This is a genomic window from Dyadobacter jejuensis, from assembly GCF_003149085.1.
Classification (GTDB): domain Bacteria; phylum Bacteroidota; class Bacteroidia; order Cytophagales; family Spirosomataceae; genus Dyadobacter; species Dyadobacter jejuensis.
Genome location: NZ_QGDT01000001.1, coordinates 469,329 through 488,668 on the forward strand (window position 1 = coordinate 469,329; position 19,340 = coordinate 488,668).

At 48.1% G+C, this 19,340-nt stretch carries 11 protein-coding genes; 8 read left to right on the top strand and 3 right to left on the bottom strand.

What is annotated here, in order from left to right; genetic code table 11:
- Window positions 1-55 precede the first annotated feature (55 nt).
- Both porV and CLV98_RS02060 read left to right on the top strand, forming a co-directional pair.
- Entirely contained in the window at window positions 56-1,207 is a 1,152-nt protein-coding gene (gene porV, locus CLV98_RS02055; protein WP_109672358.1) for a type IX secretion system outer membrane channel protein PorV, read from the top strand.
- A 73-nt stretch (window positions 1,208-1,280) separates the two neighbouring features.
- Window positions 1,281-2,561: a M16 family metallopeptidase gene (locus CLV98_RS02060; RefSeq protein ID WP_109672359.1), complete on the top strand. Its 1,281-nt coding sequence runs from the start codon at window positions 1,281-1,283 to the stop codon at window positions 2,559-2,561.
- 44 nt (window positions 2,562-2,605) lie between these two features.
- Here the strand turns inward: CLV98_RS02060 and CLV98_RS02065 are convergent, their stop codons facing one another.
- The gene (locus CLV98_RS02065) at window positions 2,606-3,925 is read right to left on the bottom strand and encodes a cryptochrome/photolyase family protein (protein ID WP_109672361.1); all 1,320 of its coding nucleotides are present in this window, start codon (window positions 3,923-3,925) and stop codon (window positions 2,606-2,608) included.
- Window positions 3,926-4,081: 156 nt separating this feature from the next.
- Between CLV98_RS02065 and CLV98_RS02070 the strand changes: the two genes are divergently transcribed.
- Window positions 4,082-4,939, top strand: a complete 858-nt coding sequence (locus tag CLV98_RS02070) for a 3-keto-disaccharide hydrolase (protein ID WP_109672362.1) — start codon at window positions 4,082-4,084, stop codon at window positions 4,937-4,939.
- A gap of 76 nt (window positions 4,940-5,015) precedes the next feature.
- Here CLV98_RS02070 and CLV98_RS02075 read toward each other — a convergent pair whose 3' ends face one another.
- On the bottom strand, window positions 5,016-6,434 hold the full coding sequence (locus tag CLV98_RS02075; protein WP_109672364.1) for a SusD/RagB family nutrient-binding outer membrane lipoprotein: 1,419 nt from the start codon (window positions 6,432-6,434) through the stop codon (window positions 5,016-5,018).
- 37 nt (window positions 6,435-6,471) lie between these two features.
- A complete protein-coding gene (locus tag CLV98_RS02080; protein ID WP_109672366.1) occupies window positions 6,472-9,594 on the bottom strand; it encodes a SusC/RagA family TonB-linked outer membrane protein in 3,123 nt (1,040 codons plus the stop codon).
- Window positions 9,595-10,139: 545 nt separating this feature from the next.
- On the opposite strand from CLV98_RS02080, the gene CLV98_RS02085 reads away from it, so the two are divergent.
- The 5 genes from CLV98_RS02085 to CLV98_RS02105 all read left to right on the top strand — a co-directional run bounded on the left by CLV98_RS02085 (window position 10,140) and on the right by CLV98_RS02105 (window position 19,299).
- Entirely contained in the window at window positions 10,140-13,490 is a 3,351-nt protein-coding gene (locus CLV98_RS02085; RefSeq protein WP_109672367.1) for an ExeM/NucH family extracellular endonuclease, read from the top strand.
- Between the two features lie 145 nt (window positions 13,491-13,635).
- Window positions 13,636-15,639: a glycoside hydrolase family 97 protein gene (locus CLV98_RS02090; protein WP_109672369.1), complete on the top strand. Its 2,004-nt coding sequence runs from the start codon at window positions 13,636-13,638 to the stop codon at window positions 15,637-15,639.
- Between the two features lie 188 nt (window positions 15,640-15,827).
- On the top strand, window positions 15,828-16,289 hold the full coding sequence (locus tag CLV98_RS02095) for a (2Fe-2S)-binding protein (protein ID WP_109673032.1): 462 nt from the start codon (window positions 15,828-15,830) through the stop codon (window positions 16,287-16,289).
- A gap of 2 nt (window positions 16,290-16,291) precedes the next feature.
- On the top strand, window positions 16,292-18,436 hold the full coding sequence (locus CLV98_RS02100; RefSeq protein WP_109672370.1) for a xanthine dehydrogenase family protein molybdopterin-binding subunit: 2,145 nt from the start codon (window positions 16,292-16,294) through the stop codon (window positions 18,434-18,436).
- Between the two features lie 227 nt (window positions 18,437-18,663).
- Window positions 18,664-19,299, top strand: coding sequence for a bifunctional 4-hydroxy-2-oxoglutarate aldolase/2-dehydro-3-deoxy-phosphogluconate aldolase (locus tag CLV98_RS02105; RefSeq protein ID WP_109672372.1), 636 nt, complete (start codon window positions 18,664-18,666; stop codon window positions 19,297-19,299).
- Window positions 19,300-19,340: the final 41 nt, after the last annotated feature.

A 19,340-nucleotide genomic window follows, 5' to 3' on the forward strand; every position in this document is an offset into this window, starting at 1 on the left:
TTGACCCTTTAAAAGAAGCTGAATCAACGCACTTCCTTTCTCAAATCCAATTTATATGAGACCAAATTTTGTAAAGTTTACTCTTTTATTTCTTTTTACTTCTGGTGCAGCTCTGGTTCAGGCTCAAGACTCAACCAGGATACCACACTCCCCCTTGCAGTTTCTAACTTTCGCTCCTGATGCACGTGGAGCGGCCATGGGTGAGGCGGGTGCAGCCTCTAGTGCCGATGCTAATTCGACTTTCTATAATGCAGCAAAGTTGCCATATAACGAAAAGGACTTCGGGGTATCGGCCTCCTATACGCCTTGGTTGCGCAATTATATCGATGACATGTGGCTGGGATATATCTCCGCATTCAAGAAAATCGATGATAAGCAGGCGGTAGCATTGTCTGTAAACTATTTTAGCAATGGGGAGCTCGATCTTAGAGATGCCGTAGGTACGCAAATGGGTTACTTTACCTCCAAAGAATTTGCTATTAGCGGGACCTACTCCAGACAGCTAGGGAAGAATTTCTCGATGGGGCTTACCTTGAAGTGGATCAACTCGGATCTGACCGGTAACGCCATTATTAATAATGCCTCTGTAAAACCTGCCCGTACTTTCGCTGGAGATATCAGCGCATTTTATAAGAAAGAATTCAAGAATTTCGATACCGGTGGAGAGCTGACCTGGTCGTTGGGAGCGGTAATATCCAACCTCGGTGGTAAGGTTAATTATGGTTCTGGAACCAATACCGAAAACTTCTTACCTACCAACTTGCGTGTAGGTGGTGGACTTTCGTTCTCTGCTGATGGCCGGAGCAAATTCAACTTCGTGTTGGATGGAGTTAAATTGATGGTACCCACTCCAGATGGTACCGATATCAACTCCAAAAGTGCCCTAGCCGGAGCCTTTGGCTCGTTCGGCGATGCGCCCGATGGGTTCAAAGAAGAACTTCAGGAGGTAGCCATCCTAGCGGGTGCCGAGTACTGGTACAATGATATTTTTGCGGTACGTGCCGGATATTTTGGAGAAAACAAAAACAAAGGCGACCGTAAGTTCTTTACCGCTGGGGCAGGGATACGCTTCCAAGATCGGTATGCGGTCGATTTCGCCTATTTGTTTCCTGTAAAGCAGAATAGCCCACTCGCACAGACGCTCCGTATTACCTTAGGGTTGTATCTGAACAAAGCCGAAAAGCTGGATATTACCGATGAGAACTGAGCCTAAATAATTGATTTAATAGAAGACGAATGGTGCCTAATCGGGTGCCATTCGTCATTTTAAAGTATATGCCATGACTCCAGATCGTACCCTCGCACCTGACTTTCAGGTGATCACCAATATAGAATTGCCCCAGGTTCAGTCCACCATATTGCCGAATGGCCTGGACCTCCATGTGCTTAACTTAGGAGAACAGCCTGTCATGAGGCTCGAATGTATTTTCGATGCCGGTACTTGGTATGAGTCGGCGCCCAATGCCGCTTATTATGCCATAAAGATGCTCACGGAAGGGACTAGCTCCCGAAGCTCTAGTCAGATCAGCGAGGCCTTTGAGCGCCTAGGCGCCTTCGTAGAGATGAGCCCCGGGGCCGATAGGGTGGGTATATTGGTCTATTGCCTGTCGCGGGTATTGCCCGATGTCCTGGAGATCGTTACGGACCTGGTTCAGTATGCCGCTTTTCCGGAACACGAGCTGGAAGAACAAAAAAATATTACCATACAGAACCTTCGGGTCAATATGGAAAAAACGGCTTATCTGGCCAGTACAACCCTGAAAAGAGCGCTTTTTGGAAATGAACACCCTTATGGTAAGGTCCAGCTGGAGGGTGAGATCCGTGACTTAAAAAGAGAAACCATCCTGGATCATTATAATAATTATATCAAAAATGCCCCATGCTCGGTGATTATGGCCGGGCAAGTGTCTGAGAACGACGTAGCTTTGGTGGCCCAATCGTTGGGATCTATAACTGCCGAAAAGCGAGTTGAAAAAGACGCTCAACTACTGAATGACGACTATGCGGGCAAGCAAATACTCGTAGAAAAGGCCAATACCCTGCAGTCGTCCATCAGACTGGGGAGGCGTATGTTTACCCGCAGCCACCCCGACTATTTCCCTATGTTGGTGACCAACGAGATATTTGGCGGGTATTTCGGGTCGCGACTCATGAAAAACATTCGGGAAGATAAAGGACTTACTTATGGCATATCCTCCCATTTGGTAAGTATGTCCAAGGCCGGGTATTTGATGATAGGCACCGATGCCAAAAAGGAGTTTACCCAATTGACCATCGATGAAATCAAAAAGGAAATGCTACGACTTCAGACCGAGCTCGTAGGAGATGATGAGCTACAAACGGTCAAGAATTTTATGGCTGGCGAACTAGCCGGCTCTCTCAATACGGCTTTCGAGATAGCCGATAAACGTAAAACCATCCTTTTGGAGGGGCTTCCTGCCGACTTTTATGAACAATACCTCGACAGCATACATGCCACTACGGCAGAACAGGTGATGGCCATGGCCCAGCAATATCTTCGCCCTGAGGATATGCTGGAGGTAGTGGTAGGAGGTAAATAAAATGGGGGGGTAGGCCGACGTGTACCATGACGACCTACCCCTGACTACCGATCCAAAGCCTCCTTATAAATCCGTAAACAGCGTTCCCTTGCCATTTTATGGTCTACCATCGGAGCGGGGTAGGATAAGCTATTGAGTTCGGGGACCCATTTTTTGATATACTCCCCCCGGCTATCGAACTTTTGAGCCTGGGCCGTTGGGTTGAAAATGCGGAAATAAGGGGCGGCATCGGTTCCCGATCCTGCTGCCCATTGCCAGCCTCCATTATTGGCAGCAAAGTCATAATCCAAAAGCTTCTCGGCGAAGTATGCCTCTCCCCAACGCCAGTCGATAAGTAAATGCTTGACCAGAAAACTTGCCGTAACCATACGCACACGGTTGTGCATAAAACCGGTTTCGTTGAGTTGGTGCATGCCGGCATCTACCAAGGGGTAACCTGTACGGCCCTCGCACCATCTTTTGAAATCGTCTTCGTTATTCCGCCATTGTATGAGGTCGTAGGCGGGGCGAAAGGCCTTTCCTTCGCCTACATGTGGGAAGTTGGCCAATATCTGTTGATAAAAGTCCCGCCAAATAAGTTCATTTTCGAAGGTTAGGCTACTTTCCTGTGCTTGCCGTACCAGTTTCCTGATGCTAATGGTGCCGAACCGCAGGTGGATGCCCAACAGGCTGGTCCCATCCATGGCAGGGTAGTTGCGCACCTCCTCATATTCTTGTAGGGTCGTATTCGCTATATCGGGGTTGGGGAAGGTATATGGCGAAGCCGTAAAGTCCATCTGTGTTAAGGTGGGCAGAGGGGTGGGGGAGGTTTTGAAAAGTCGGTCTTCATACCGTTCTATGGGGTAGGACTGAACATAAAACTCCGTGCATTTGGCCCTCCACGCCTTACTATATGGGGTGAATACCGTATAGGGGGTTCCTTGTCCAGAGAGTATCTCACGCTTTTCAAATATAACATGATCTTTAAACGTGTAGAACGGGATTCGAAACTGCCCTAATATGGCAGATACCTGTTCATCTCTCTCCAAAGAGTAGGCTTCATAATCGTGATTGGTATATACGGCCTGAATATCGTATTCTTCCAGAAGCTGTAGCCATATACGATCGGGGTAGCCGTAACGCACCAAAAGGTCCGACTCTTTACTGCGAAGGGTAACTTTCAATCGCTCTATTGCTTGATAAAGGAAGGTAACTCTCTTGTCTTGACGGTCGGTGAGCTTGTCCAGTATATTCCGATCGAAAATAAACAATGGTAGTACTGGATGCTTGGCTTTTAAGGCATGATAAAGTCCAGCGTTATCTTCGAAACGGAGGTCTCGACGGTGCCAGAATAGGGCTATTTTAGGTTTATGTGTTTCATTCATGGGTGTCAGCGAACGGCGGTACTGGGATTCATTCAGCTCAAGAAAAGTAAAGATTCCGCTGAAATCTAGATAGGGGCTGCGGACTTTACTTTAATTTATGCTTACTTCGTAAACCCAAAAATGGTACCAATAAATTCGAAATTAATTTAATCTGACATGAAAATTCTATTGAGTCTGTCATTTCTTCTGGTTTCAGTCCTTTCTTTTGGGCAAAAGAAGGCCAATAAAGAAGAGTGGAAGCAAATGTTTAATGGTAAAAATCTGGATGGTTGGGATATAAAAATCCGTGGCAACGATCTTAACGACAATTATGGCAATACCTTTAGAGTAGAGGATGGGAAGATGGTCGTTCGCTACGATCAGTACGACGATTTTGCCAGGAAGTACGGACATATTTTTTATAAAGACGAATACTCCTATTACCGGATAGCGGTGGAGTACCGATTTGTAGGTGAGCAAGCTCCACAGGGCGAAGGCTGGGCATGGCGCAACAGCGGTATTATGGTGCACGGCCAACCGGCGGCTACCATGGGCAAGGATCAGGATTTTCCGGCCTCTATTGAAGTGCAGTTGCTAGGGGGGAACGATAAGGTAAGGACCACCTGTAACCTATGTACTCCGGGGACCAATGTAGAGATGGATGGTAAGCTGGTCACGCAACATTGTGTAAACTCCACTTCTAAAACTTTTAACGGGGACCAGTGGGTGCGGGCCGAAGTATTGGTGTTGGGCGATTCGCTCATACAGCATTTTGCGAACGGTGAAATGGTGCTTTCCTATGAAAAACCCCAGCTAGGGGGCGGAAATGTTAGTGGGCATGATGCTTCCCTGTTCCAGAATGGTAAGTTACTCGACCATGGTACCATTTCCTTGCAAAGTGAAAGCCATCCGGTAGAGTTTAGGAAGGTAGAGATACTAAACTTAAAAGGCTGCATGGACCCCAAAGCCAAAAACTATAAAAGCTATTACGTAAAGGCCGACAACAGCCTCTGTACGTATAAAGGGGGTAAATAGCCCTGTGGCGAACTATTATTTGGAAACTCAGCGGCCGACTCCTACATACGGGGTCGGCCGCTGCGCTATATTGGGGCTATTGGTCCCACCACAGGGGTGAGTCCAACGTTATGATATTGGGGACATTATTGCTGTTTTCGGCCCGCTCCGAGCTTGGGTATCCTACTCGTCTGATAAATGTCGACAGGGCGGCATTAAGTGGTAGCTTAAAGCCAGCATATTGATAGTTGTAACGCCGGGCATCGTTCCAAGCCTCGGGATTGAGATAGGTGACCACATATTTCTCCTTAAAAATGAGGGCCAAGCTTATCCCCGCCTCTCCAACGGCTACCTTCGGATCGGTCAAATACTTCTCCATTTGTTCGTTGGGAACGCCGAGTTTCTCCATATTGGCACGTATGCCCTGTATATAGGCGGCATAAGCCCTGGTCTTATTATTGTTTCGAAATGCCGCTTCGGCTTCTATCATTTTTAGCTCGGCAAAACTGGCGAGGATTAGAGGGGAGTCATCACCAGTTAAAGGGGAGTTGAGCGAGATATACGATTCGTCTTTCACGGTATTGTTACCCCCTACATTGCCTTGTCCGTTGACGGTCCCTTTATATTCTCCATTCACCGTTTTATCAGTAATCTTTTCGATCCTAGGATCGTAAACTCCGCCGTTTTTTCCTAATAGCTGGTCAATCAGTTGGGTAGATAGCCATCCGTTAAGGACTAGAGCGGCGTTGTCTCGGGCCACTTGAGCCCAAGGGCTTCGCAGCAGGAATGTGCCCATCCGGGCATCGTCGTCGTTGGAGGTGTAGGACTTGTCCACTGCGCTCAAAACGGCAGTGGGGGCATAGGTGCCTTGTTTACTGAGCTTGTTGTGGAGCCTAGCTTTAAGAAGATAGGCCGTTTTTATCCAAGCCTCGGTGTCGCCCTGGTGAATCAAATCGTCGGATCCACTCAATGCGATTTTAGAATCGGTTTTGGATAGCTCAGCTATTCCCTCGTCGATCAGTGTTAGTGATGTTTGATACAGGCTATTCTCACTGTCGTAGGCAGGCACCAAGGGGTCGCCCGTAAAGGCCCCACTAAAGGGGGCATCGCCGAAGGTGTCGGCTACCAGGCTAATATGGTAGGAGAGTAGCACATTTGCCACGCCGACATATTCGGAGGCTCCTTCGGTAGAGGCTAGGTTTTTCATGTCCGTCAAGTCGGCCATGGCGTAGTAGAGGGCGTCCCAGGTACTGGTATAGTCGGTTTCCTGATAGGTGTCCGTGGAGCTTCCCGCACTTGGACTGGCCAAATACTGTACAAAATACGAGGTGATTCCTCCCACGCGCTGCATATTCAGAGCCGTTTTTTGGGTGGTGGTCGAGAGCAATGATTTTAGGGGTGGGTTACTCACCAGATTCGGGTTTTCGTTCAGATCGAAATAACCCTCACAACCCGATAGCCCTACTATAAGGACCAAGGTGAAATACCAGTGCAGACGTCTTGTTATATTTTTCATCGTTTCGTGTTTCGAGGTTTTAAAAAAGATCTGGACATTAGAAGCCCACGTTCAAAGAGAACAGGAAGCTCCTGACGGCGGGATAGGTGAAGCCACTAAACCCGTCCACGTTGCTCCCACTAGAATTGGAGCTGGTTTCAGGGTCATATCCTGAGTATTTGGTGCCAAGCCAAAGGTTGTTGCCTGTGACACTCAATTCTACCGTTTTTAGGATTCCTTTATCCAAAAGTGTTTTGGGAAGGCTATAGGCCAGCCGTAGGGAGCGCAGACGTACCCAGGAGGCGTCTTCTACAAAGTTCTCCGATATCCCTCTATGGACATTTCGGTAGTAGCCATTACCATACTCCGCACCATCGGGGCCTTTCCCCTGCCCCAAAAATACCGCTTTGGTATTGGGCGTTCCATCGGCCAATACTCCTTCGAAAACCTTCGTTTCGTTACGGTTCTCCGTGTATTTGGCTATGCCAAAGGCCGAAAAGAAATTGCTCAGCTGGTTGTATCGATCCTGGCCTACCCGTGCATCGAATAGTACCGACAGACTGAAATCCTTGTATTGAAACGCATTATTAAATCCTGCCGTCCATTTGGGTAGGGAGTTTCCTATCAGTTTCTGGTTGCTGTTACGCACCGGAAAGCCATTGGCCCCTATTACCATCGGTAAGGACTGGTCGATATGGCGGGGGTCTTCTACCGTACCGCTGGCATAGTAGCGTTGATGGCTGGTGCCATACATATTGCCATAGGATTCGCCAGGAATTAGTCGCATGGTTACCGTCGACCCAGAGTAGCCATATTGCGAAGCATAGGTGATTTCGGTGAGTCCTTCCCGGATACTCAGTACCTTGTTGCGGTTGGCAGCGAAGTTTAGGCTGGCATTCCAGCTAAAGTGGGCCGATCGTACGGGCGATCCCTTTAGGATAAGCTCCACCCCTCGGTTCCGCATCGTTCCCGAGTTAATCGCCGCCTTTTCGTATCCGGTCGATGAGGACACGGCCACATTGATGATCTGATCCTTACTCAAGGATTGATAGAGGGTAAGGTCCAGCCCTAGTCGGTTGCCAAAGAAGCCCAATTCGAGGCCCGCCTCATAGGTTTCTGTGAACTCGGGACGTAGATTGGGGTCTCCCAGCAGGCTTCCCCGGGTAAATCCGGTGATTCCACCCGGGAGATTGGTATAAGAAGCGAACCCAGTAGTGGTAGAGTAGGGCAAGGCATCTTTACCGATTTTGGCATAGGAAGCCCTCAGCTTCCCCAGACTGATGGAAGGGGGCAGCGATAGGTGTTGCGAAAAGACGTATCCTATGCTGGCCGAGGGATAGAAGAAAGAATTATTAGGCTTCCTAAGCGACGACGTAATGTCGTTACGGCCTGTAAGGGTAAGATATAGGTAGTTTTTATAGTCTAATGTGAGCTCCCCAAAAATACCCATGAGTCTATAGTCTTCGGCACTTTGGGTGGGGGTAATGGTCTTGGCGTTGCGGAGATCGAAATAATTATAGACGGTGAGTTCATTGCCTTCGGAGCCAAAGCTGCGCGACTGACGGTCGTAGAGGTCATGGCCTACCCGTAGTGTGCCTTTTAGGTCCTTCCCTAAATTGCTAGTAGCGCTGGCGGTGAGCGTAGAGGTGAGCGATCTGAAACTGGTGGTGTATTGGTATACAAATCCAAGGTCGTTGTCTTCATACACCCTTTCGTCGGCAAAGCCTCTTGGCCCCGGAGCGGTACGCAGGCGGTTGTCGTCGTAGGTGTCCAGCCCCACCCGATAGTTCAGGTTCAGCCATTTCCAAGGGGTATAGTTGAAGTTCATCTCCCCGATGAGTCTGTTCACATTGTCCTTGAGCTTGTTGGTAGAGGCTCCGTAAATCGGGTTGTTGTTACCGTAGGTGTTCATGGTGCCATCGGCCTTCACATAGTCCCGCACATCGTAGCGTGGCGACCAATAGCTGAGGCTTTCACTGAAACGGTCGGCATTGTACCGATCTCCTCCCGAATTGATAAAGTTGAGGTTGGTACTGGTCGTAAACTTATCGCTGAACTTCACCTGGGTATTGAGTCGTATCGAGTATTTGTCATAGTCGGTAAACGGAATGACCCCCTCGTGGTGGAGCTGAGAAAAAGAACTCATAAAGGTAACCTTGTCGGTGCCACCAGAAAATGATAGGTTATTTTGAAATTGTTGTCCCTTTTTATAGGCGTCCTTAAAGTGATTATAAAGCTTTTCGGGGTGGGTAGGGTCTATTTTTCGTGCCTCTTCGACGGTAGGTCCCCACGAAGGGAAGAAATCTTGAGGATTGTATACTCCTGCATACCCGATGGTATATTTATCTTGTACTTCCGGGAAGTGGTTGACGGCTTCGGTACCATAGGTGCTGGAGAAGTGGGCACGCAACGCCCCCGATTTCCCCGATTTGGTGGTGATCACCACCACGCCATTGGCCCCTCTTAAACCGTATAGCGCCGTAGCGGCTCCTCCTTTTAAAATATTGATTGTCTCTACATCTTCAGGATTGATGTCGGCCGCTCGGTTAGACATCCCCCTGAGTTCGGCGCTTTGCCCCACTGTAGAGGTGCTGTTATCCATCAGAATACCATCGATGACGAATAAAGGTTGATTGTCGCGGTTGACATCTATGGAGTTGATACCTCGTATCAAAATTTGCGCTCCCTGTCCTGGGGCGCCACCCGTACTGGTTATCGTGACTCCCGCTACCTTGCCTTGTAAGGCGTTGACGATATTGGTTTGTTTGTTCTGAATGAGCTCCTCACTATTCACCGTTTGCGATGCATAGCCAAGGGCCTTCTTCTCTCGACTAATTCCCAAGGCGGTTACCACCACTTCCTCTAGGGATTTGGTGTCTTCTTCGAGGGTAATATCGAGAATTTTGCGATTTCCTACCCTTTCTTGGCGGGTTGCGAAGCCAATAGAGCTAAATACCAGCACGGTATTCGGGTTTGGAATCGCAAGGTGATAACGGCCATTTTGATCGGTGAGAGTGCCTTGCGTACTCCCTTGAATGGAGATGCTTACCCCCGGTAACGGGGTGTTGTCTTTAGCGATTGTCACTGTGCCGCTTATTTCGGTTGCAACAGATTGGCTAAAGGCTATCTGGGATAATCCCAAAAAGCAGACAACCAATATTTTAGGTAAAATTTCCTTCATGGTCTTTAAATTTAATAGGTTGTCAATAAAAATAGAAATTTTGTAATAATTTCAATATTGTTACCAATATATACAAATTTGATTACAACTTATTATCTCGAATAGACTTAATGGATTAGTTAAAGGTTAATTGTTAAAGGTTAAATGTTAATGGTTAAATGCGGTCCGCCGCCCGGTTAAAGGTGGCGCAAGCCTAACGCCTACGGCTGTTAAAAGTTAAATGTTAATGGTTAAATGTAGTCCGCCGCCCGCTTACCGCTTAAAGCCTACAGCCTACAGCCTACTGCTTATTGCTTATTGCTTACAACCTACTGCCTCTACAAACAACTATATACGTTAGTTAGTAGCATATTTTGGCGTGGATTCGTTTTAAAAACCTTATTTATGAAGTTGTGATCTTATATTATATTAAAACTATTTTTAGTTATAAAAAGATAATATTAAATTAATTTGAAAATATTATTAATAATTTGATATTGTTGCTGTAGAGTTTATACTGTTGTTATCCTATATATTTGCTATATCATTTCATAGCAAAAAAATATATGGTACATCATTTACTTCGAGTTCCAATCAGAAGGGTTCTTCTTTTTGTAGTGGGTTTATCTCTTTCTATTTCGGGATACGCCCAAACCCAACCTACCGCCCAGTTGCTGCCCTATACCTTTACCGGTCAAACGGCAGAGGTGGCTCCTGCAGGAATGGCCATACATCGGTTTGGTACTTCTTCCTCCACAATTCCAACCAGTCGTACAACGTCCGAAGGCAACGGTGACTTGCCTTACAGCACCACATCGTCTGCAGGGGGCTGGCTCAATGCAGGAACCAATGGGGCCGACGGTATTGGGCTTCTGGCGTCTGGTTCCAATGCTGCTGGAGCCGTTGTGGTATCCATAAATACTACCGGAAAGCAGGATGTTACGGTAAAATGGCTCTGCCGGGTCATTACAAGTTCATCGACCAATCGAGATAATAGCATTGCTTTACAATATCGCATAGGCCAATCGGGCAATTTTATCGATGTTGGAACCACTTCTACCTATTCCTCAGCGGGAAAAACGGCTGGTGATGCCTCGAGCCTCTTTACCGAAATATTGCCTGCGGCGGCCAATGATCAGCCAGAGGTTCAGGTTCGTTGGGTATATTGGGAGTCATCGGAGGGACTATCGGGTGGGCGCGACCGCATCGCCGTAGACGAGATCGCCATTAACGGTGCTGCGACCGGACCTGACGTAACGGCCCCTGTGATTAGCACCCGCAACCCAGCCGATAATGCTTCTAATGTATCTTTGGGTTCCAGCTTGGTAGCCACCTTTTCAGAAAACGTGGTAAAAGGAACCGGGAATATTACCATTACCCTGGAGTCGGCTTCGACGGATCAGGTAATCGATGTGGCCGATGCAGCGGTGGTAGTTGTTGGAAACCAGGTTACCATATCGGGCGTGAGCCTCGCCTATGGGGAGGCCTACCATGTTACCATCGATGCAGGGGCCTTTGCCGACGCGGCGGGAAATCTTTTTGTGGGAGAGTCGGATGCTACGTTGTGGAACTTTACGGTCGTGAACGACCCTGGCGTACCGACCCTCATTAGCTCCATACAAGGTACTGGCGAATCGGCGAGTAGCGGCACGTATACCATATCAGGAATCGTAACGGCAGTTTTTCCCAATTGGAGTCCCGCAGGTTTTTATGTGCAAGAAGAAGACGGGGAGATAGATGGAGATCCGTTGACTTCGGAAGCTATATACGTGGTTCAGGATAATCCAACCGTTTTGGTGGGAGACCTAGTGCTTGTTGCCGGCGATGTTAAAGAAGATGGAACGGCTCCTTCGTACGGTCAGGCGATTATTACCCCTACTTCAGTTTCTGTAACATCTGGGGGGAATGCCTTACCAGCGCCGGTAGCGATAAGCTTGCCAGCCACTTCGGCTACTTATCTTGAGCGGTTCGAGGGCATGTTGGTACAGTATTCTGGAACGCTTACCGTTACCGACAATTATGATCTGGGGAGCTATGGAAGTATAAAATTGTCGCAAGGAGGTATCGTATACCAACCGACCCAGTTGATCGATCCCAATGATGTTGATCCCAACGGGACCACTTTCAGTGGAAAATCCAATGTGACCGCCATTAATAATTTGTTGGAAGAAAATGCCCTTCGTACCCTGATCCTCGATGATGGCCGGTCGGTGGCTCCCGTTGTCTTGCCTTACGTTAACAGTGACAATACCCTCCGGATAGGGAGTACTGTCCAGGACTTAACGGGTATTTTGGGCTATGGCTATTCCGCTTACCGCATACAAAAACTACCTGATGGCCATCCTTTGGCGAGTACTACGAGCTTTACCTATGCCCCAAGACCCACCACGGTCCCCGCAGTAGGGGCTGCTACGGTAAAAGTGGCAAGTTTTAATGTGCTCAATTATTTTAACGGTGATGGCCTTGGTGGTGGATTTCCTACCTCCAGAGGGGCCATAACGGAGGTGGAGTTCAACCGTCAGAGAGCTAAAATAATCACTGCCATTGGAGCGATAGATGCCGACGTGGTAGGATTATTGGAAATTGAAAATGACGGCAACGACGCGAACTCTGCCTTGGCCGATATCGTTTCGGGGCTCAATAGCCTGTTAGGGGCCAATACCTATGCATATATTACTGAGCCTTTCGCAGGGTCGGATGCCATACGTTGCGCCATCATATACAAGCCAGCCAAGGTTAGTCCGATGGGTGCGGCCTTGAGTAGTAACAACCCGGTTTTTAACCGTCCTCCACTCGCACAGAATTTCCAAATCGTTAGCTCTGCGGCTAGAACTTCCTCAACGGTAGCCTTCAATTATATTATCAATCATTTTAAATCGAAAGGTTGTGGGTCTGCCTCTGGCCTTGATGCGGATCAAAACGATGGACAGGGCTGCTATAATAGTACAAGGACACAACAGTCCGCCGAACTGATCAACTTTATCAATACGGTTAAAGCGACATCAGGTAATGATTATGTGATCTCTATGGGCGATTATAATGCCTACTACCAAGAAGACCCTCTGGATAGGCTTAGGAATTCGAATATGATGGTCTTGGCCAATTCAACGGACTATTCTTATCAGTTTGGTGGGCAGATGGGCTCTCTAGACCATGCCGTAGTAAGTTCAGAATTGAACTCCTTAGTTAGTGGTGTCGCCAAATGGAATATCAACTCCGTAGAACCCACCTATTTATCCTACAAAGATGGTATCGATAGCGGGGGCTCTGACCAGGCTAATCCTTGGTCGTCGACCTACAGCAGCGATGCCTTCCGTTCGTCCGATCATGATGCGGTAATAGTTGGGTTGGACTTTTCCGAGGCACTTCCTGTTGAGCTCGTTGCTTTTCAGGTAGACAATCAAACCAAACAAGTGGTTATCAATTGGGAAACGGCCTCAGAGACCAATAACGATCATTTTAGCATAGAAAAATCTGTAGATGCTATTCAGTTTTCAGAGATTGGCCGTGTTGATGCTTCTGGCGATCAGTCGGTAGCCAAACAGTACCAATATATAGATACAAAGCCATTTGCGGGACTATCGTACTATCGCCTTGTTCAGGTGGACCTAGACGGTACCCGTACCGTATATCGTATGAAAGGGGTTAATAGGGCAAATACTGGAAGCACTTTTACCCTGTATCCTAATCCCGTACAATCGGAGCTGACCATTAGCGCCGTCGCGAAAACGCAGGATACAGTTTATTCATACGATCTTCTCAACAGTACTGGGCAAGTATTGTTGAAAGGCTCCGGGCTTATCGGAGCTATTGAAGCCTCGATTAACGCCCAAATTCATAGGGTTGATAGGGGGTTATATATTTTGAAACTGTATAAAAAAGACGAGGCCCAATATTTGAAATTTATAAAGGACTGATTCATGTTGATCAGTTAATACAGTACACCCGGTAGCGCTTTCTACCGGGTTGTTTTTTTTAGAAGGGGGGTAGGATATGTTACCGTAAGGGTTATTCATCTGAGATTTTTAGGCTAATTTGGGTCAAAATTTAGGATTCAATCTTATGCGTCATATCATTATCATCACAGTGTTTCTGGTCGGAATAGGGCTCCTTCCTGCTCCAAATTGGATCAGTCCGGCACTGGCCAAGAATGAAAAGGTGGAGCTGCATTCGCCCAATGGTACCATCAAGATAGGTATTCAGCTGGTTAAAAATCAGATTTTTTATTCTGTTTGGCTCCATGACCGACCCATTGTAGAAGCATCGGCGTTGAACTTGGAGTTCGATGAGGGGCGGTTCTCCCAGGGGCTTAAGCTGGGTAAGCCATCCTTTAGGGAAGGGAAAGAGACCTATGAGCTGGTGGTCGGCAAGAAAAAGTCTGTTCATGATTCCTATCAAGAACTACTACTTCCAATAATGGAGACACTTTCACCATTTCGTAATCTTCAGATCCGCGTACGGGTATTTGATGATGGGCTAGCCTTCCGTTATGAGTTTCCAGTACAAGCCCAGCGCAACGATATGGTGCTTCTGGACGAAAAGACCCATTTCAAATTGGCCGGCAACCCCCGAGTAATGGCCTTGGGCCTTCCTAGCTATACCAGTTCACATGAGGGAGTGTATACCGTGGCTCCTCTGAGTGCTATTCCAGCCGATTCATTATTCGATATGCCTGCCCTTTTCGACTTTGATGGGGAGGCTTTTTTGGGGATTACCGAAGCCGCCCTGCTGGACTATGCCGGTATGTATTTGTCCAAACAGGCTGGGGAATTCGTGAGCATGCTCTCTCCACTTCCTGGGCAAGGCGGGGTGAAGGTGAAGGCCATGCTTCCTCATAAAAGTCCATGGCGGGTAATGCTCCTGAGCGATAGGTTGGGGGCGCTCTTAGAGAGTACCATTATCACCAGCTTGAATGAGCCCAATAGGCTTGAGGACCTCAGTTGGATCAAGCCCGGCAAAACTACCTTTCCATGGTGGAATGGGAACATCGTTCCATTGACACTCAATGCGCCAGGAAATAATTTTGAAACGGCCCAGTATTACATAGACTTCTGTGCACGCAATGGAATAGAATACCATTCAGTGGTGGAATACGGGGTGCGGCAGTGGTATGTAGACGACGGGGTAAGGTACATGCCTGGGCCCAATGCCGACGTCACTACGCCCGTTGCCGGACTCGACATGCAGCGAATTTGTGACTATGGAAAACAAAAAGGAGTGGGCATACGAGTTTGGGTGCACTGGGCCGCCCTCTATCCGCAGATCGATAGTGCATTTGCACTTTATGAAAAATGGGGGATCCAGGGGATGATGATCGATTTTATGGATCGTGACGACCAGGAAATGGTCAATATTCAGACGGAAATGCTTGAAAAAGCTGCGAAACACCACTTGCATATTCAGTTTCACGGGGCCTATAAACCCACCGGGTTAAGCCGCACCTATCCCAATGAGTTTACCCGAGAGGGCACACGCAATTATGAGGTCAATAAGTGGGAGCCGCATGGCTTGGTTCCTTTCGACGATATCAACATACCCTTTACCCGTATGCTGGCGGGCCCTACCGACTATCACTTGGGGGGCTTTCGCGCCGTCCCGGCCGACTCGTTCGTGACCCAATATATTCAACCACTCATGCTGGGGACTCGGGCACATCAATTGGCGATGTATGTGGTAATGGAGAGCTACCTTCAGATCGTGAGCGACTATCCAAAGGCTTATGAAGGGCAGCCGGGTTTCAACTTTCTAAAACAAGTGCCCACCACCTGGGACGATACCAAGGTACTTAATGCCTTGGCAGGAGAATACCTTACCTTGGTGAGGAAGCATGGAGGGGAATGGTACTTAGGAAGCATTACCAACGACCAACCAAGGGAATTTACAATTTCGTTGAGTTTCCTAGACGCTGGAACTTACCGCGCCGAAATATATGCTGATGCCTCCGATGTAGGAAAGCATCCTAACCACCTACAGGTGGCCGCCGGGTCAGTGACGAGTCAGGACTCTCTTTCCATTCACCTGGCTGCCGGAGGCGGACATGCCATCCGTTTTGTCAAGGTAGAGTAAGAGAGGACTATTTTTGGTGTATTCCTAGTGAATACCCACTTTGTATGGTAAGTGCTTTGAATTCAAGGTAGTAATTCCGTATCTTGTGTTGAATAAGATCAATCTTTTTAAAATACTATATGGCCTAGGATGAATTTCTAGGCTTTCACTCCTAAATGCTTAACGAATTCAAGCAAAAATTCTCGAAAATGGCGAAATACAATCTAACTGTTAACAAAAAGAGCTATCCGGTTGAGGTAGCCGACGACACTCCCTTGTTGTGGGTTCTTCGCGACAGTATTGGGTTATTGGGTACTAAGTTTGGCTGTGGTATGGCACAGTGTGGAGCTTGTACCGTGCACCTAGACGGAACGGCTGTTCGTTCCTGTGTGCTGCCAGTATCGGCCGTTGGAAATGCCGAGGTGACAACCATAGAAGGGCTTTCCGAAAAAGGAGACCATCCCCTTCAGGAAGCCTGGTGTGAGGTAGATGTGGCCCAATGCGGCTATTGCCAAGCCGGGCAGATCATGACTGCAGCGGCGTTTCTAAAAGATAATCCCAAACCTACCGAGCAGGAAATTGTCGATACTATGAGTGGAAATATATGTAGATGCGGTACCTATCACCGTATCCGAGAAGCCATTCAAGTAGCAGCCTCCAAAACCCACTAATCATGCAGCAAATGACTACAAGTTCAAGAAGAGAATTTATGAAAGCTGCTGCCTTGACAGGCGGGGGCTTGTTTTTAGGATTTAACTGGAACCATGCAGAAGCCTCACCGGTGGTGGTATCGGGCGAGAATATAGCCAATGGCCTGGCCGATTTCAATAGCTACCTTTCCATTGGTACCGATAATAGTATTACGATCGTATCCCCAAATCCTGAAATAGGGCAAGGTATTAAAACAGCCTTTCCGCTGGTAGTAGCCGAAGAGCTGGATGCCGACTGGAGCAAGGTGAAGACCGTACAAGGGGCTTTGGATAACAGCAAGTTCGAACGCCAGGTTACTGGTGGGAGTGGTGCTGTACCCCATTCTTGGGACCGTCTCCGGAAGGCTGGAGCTACTGCCCGTTACTTACTCATAGGCGCCGCCGCCAAGCAATGGAAAGTGCCCGCTTCGGAGTGTACCACCGATACTGGCAAAGTTTTTCACAAAGCATCAGGGCGGTCGCTCCCCTATGGCGACCTGGCTATAGCGGCTTCCAAGCTGGAGGCTCCTAAGGAGGTAACGCTAAAGGACCCTAAGGATTTTAAACTCATAGGGACCGAAGTCGCCAACGTCGATAATCATAATATCGCTACCGGTAAGCCGATGTTTGGCATCGACTTTCATAGGGATGGAATGCTCATCGCCCAGATCCAACGCCCAAAGGCCTTTGGGCTAAAACTTAAGTCGGTAGACGCTGTGGCAGCTAAGAAAATGCCCGGTATCGTCGATGTAGTAACTTTCGAGAATAGTGTGGCCGTGGTGGGGAAGTCTACCTGGGAAGTAAAAAAGGCACGTGAAGTGCTGAATATCGAGTATGAGAAGGGGGCCGACTTAGAAAGCAGTGCCGATCATGACCGAATATTTAAGGATTTACTGGTAAATGGTCAGCCTAAGGTACACCGCAAGGAAGGAGATATTCAGGCGGCATTCGAAGAGGCCGATAAGATTATTACGGCCGAGTATCAATGTCCCTTTCTAGCACATAGCCCATTGGAGCCTATGAACTTCTTCGCCCATGTACGGGCCGACGGCGTTGAGCTGATTGGCCCCACCCAAACTCCCGACCGGGCAAGAGGGGAAGCGTCGAAGATTACGGGAATACCCGCCGATAAAATTACCGTGGAGATGACTCGCCAAGGTGGAGGTTTTGGAAGAAGGCTAGCAGCCGATTACGTCAGAGAGGCGGTATTTGTCTCTAAATTGGTGAAAGCCCCTGTAAAGGTAATCTGGACCCGCGAGGACGATATGACGGGTGGTACCTACCGCCCGGCGGTACGATACCGATTTGAAGCGGCGTTGAATCGGGCCGGGGATATGGTTGGTTATAAACTGCGCGGTGTCGGTATGAACGCCGGTAATCCTACTCGAGAGGATAATTTCCCTTCTGGCGCGGTTCCAAACCTGCTCATTGACTCGGTCGATCATCCATCCCCTATTACCACCGGGCCTTGGCGTGCTCCTATCACCAACTTCCTAGCCTATGCCGAACAGGCATTTCTGGATGAGGTGGCCGAGGCTGCTGGGAAGGACCCCGTTCAATTCCGAATAGAGTTACTAGAAAATGCCAAGGCTAAGCCTTATGGTGAGGTGAAGTACGATATAGACCGTATGCTGGCCGTAATCCGACTTGCTGCGGAGAAAAGTCAGTGGGGTAAGAAGAAAGGTGTACACCAAGGCTTTAGTGTTTATTTTTCGCACCGCTCCTATGTAGCGCAGGTGGGAGAAGTAGTAGCCGTCAGTGGGGCGCCAGTCTTAAAGAATGTAATTGCTGCTGTAGACTGTGGCATAGTGGTCAATAAAGGAGGTTCCTTGCAGCAAGTAAGGGGTGGGGTGGTCGATGGGACCGGCCATGCCATGTATGGCAACCTGACTTTTAAAGATGGAGCCCCCCAACAAAATAATTTCGATGGGTTCCGCATCATCAGGATGAATGAAATCCCTGAGGTAGATGTGCATTTTGTAGATAATGGGATCGCCCCCACCGGACTCGGAGAACCCGCCTTGCCTCCTACAGGTGCTGCGGTAGCCAATGCGTTCTATAAGGCCACTGGCAAACGTTTACGAAACCAGCCATTCATACTGGAAGAAGCCTTTAAAGGTATCTCGTAGGTCCCGGATCGTATATATGAGGCCTGACGTTGTTTTAAACCTGTGGTAAGGTGGAGCAATGTCAGGCTTTTTTGCTTTTACAGGGGCCTCACAAATTTTTCTGATCCCATCAGTAGAAAACATAAAGAAACGTATCTTTAGGAATATCCGTTTTGGTAGGGACCAGGTGCCATCAGCAAAAATGCCGTACCTCTCTTTTATTTTGCTTACAATTTTAATGTATTGCCATGAATCCGAATTTATTCTCCTGGGACCTATTTGATAAAGCGCCCATTGTAGGGATTGTCCGTAACCTGACATTAGAGGAACTAAAGATTATTTTGCCCTTATACAGGGAGGTAGGGCTTACCACCATCGAAATTACGATGAATACTCCACAGGCAGCGGAACTAATCGCCTATGCAGTGGATCATGAGTCGGAAGGCCTCAATATAGGTGCTGGTACCGTATGTACTGAGGCGGACCTTAAGGTGGCTTTGGCCGCTGGTGCCCAGTTTATTGTAACCCCCATTATTGCCCCCAAGGTCATTAAAAAGTGTGTCAAAAAGAATATCCCAGTATTCCCGGGGGCATTTACCCCTACCGAAATCTATAAGGCCTGGGACCTGGGAGCTCCCATGGTAAAAGTTTTTCCTGCCACTGCCTTGGGCCCTTCCTTTATTTCGGATCTGAAAGGACCATTGCAGCAGATTAAGCTGCTGCCTACAGGAGGGGTAAACCTAGAGAATATCCGTGAATTTAAACGTGCCGGGGCCGATGGCTATGGCTTGGCCAGCCAGCTTTTTAATAAAACAATGATTGCACAACGGGATTGGGAAGCTCTCAAACGTCATTTTAGCCAACATCTGGAGATGTTAGCATAAGATTCCCACCTTTATTGGGAGTGCCTTGCCTCACCGTAGAA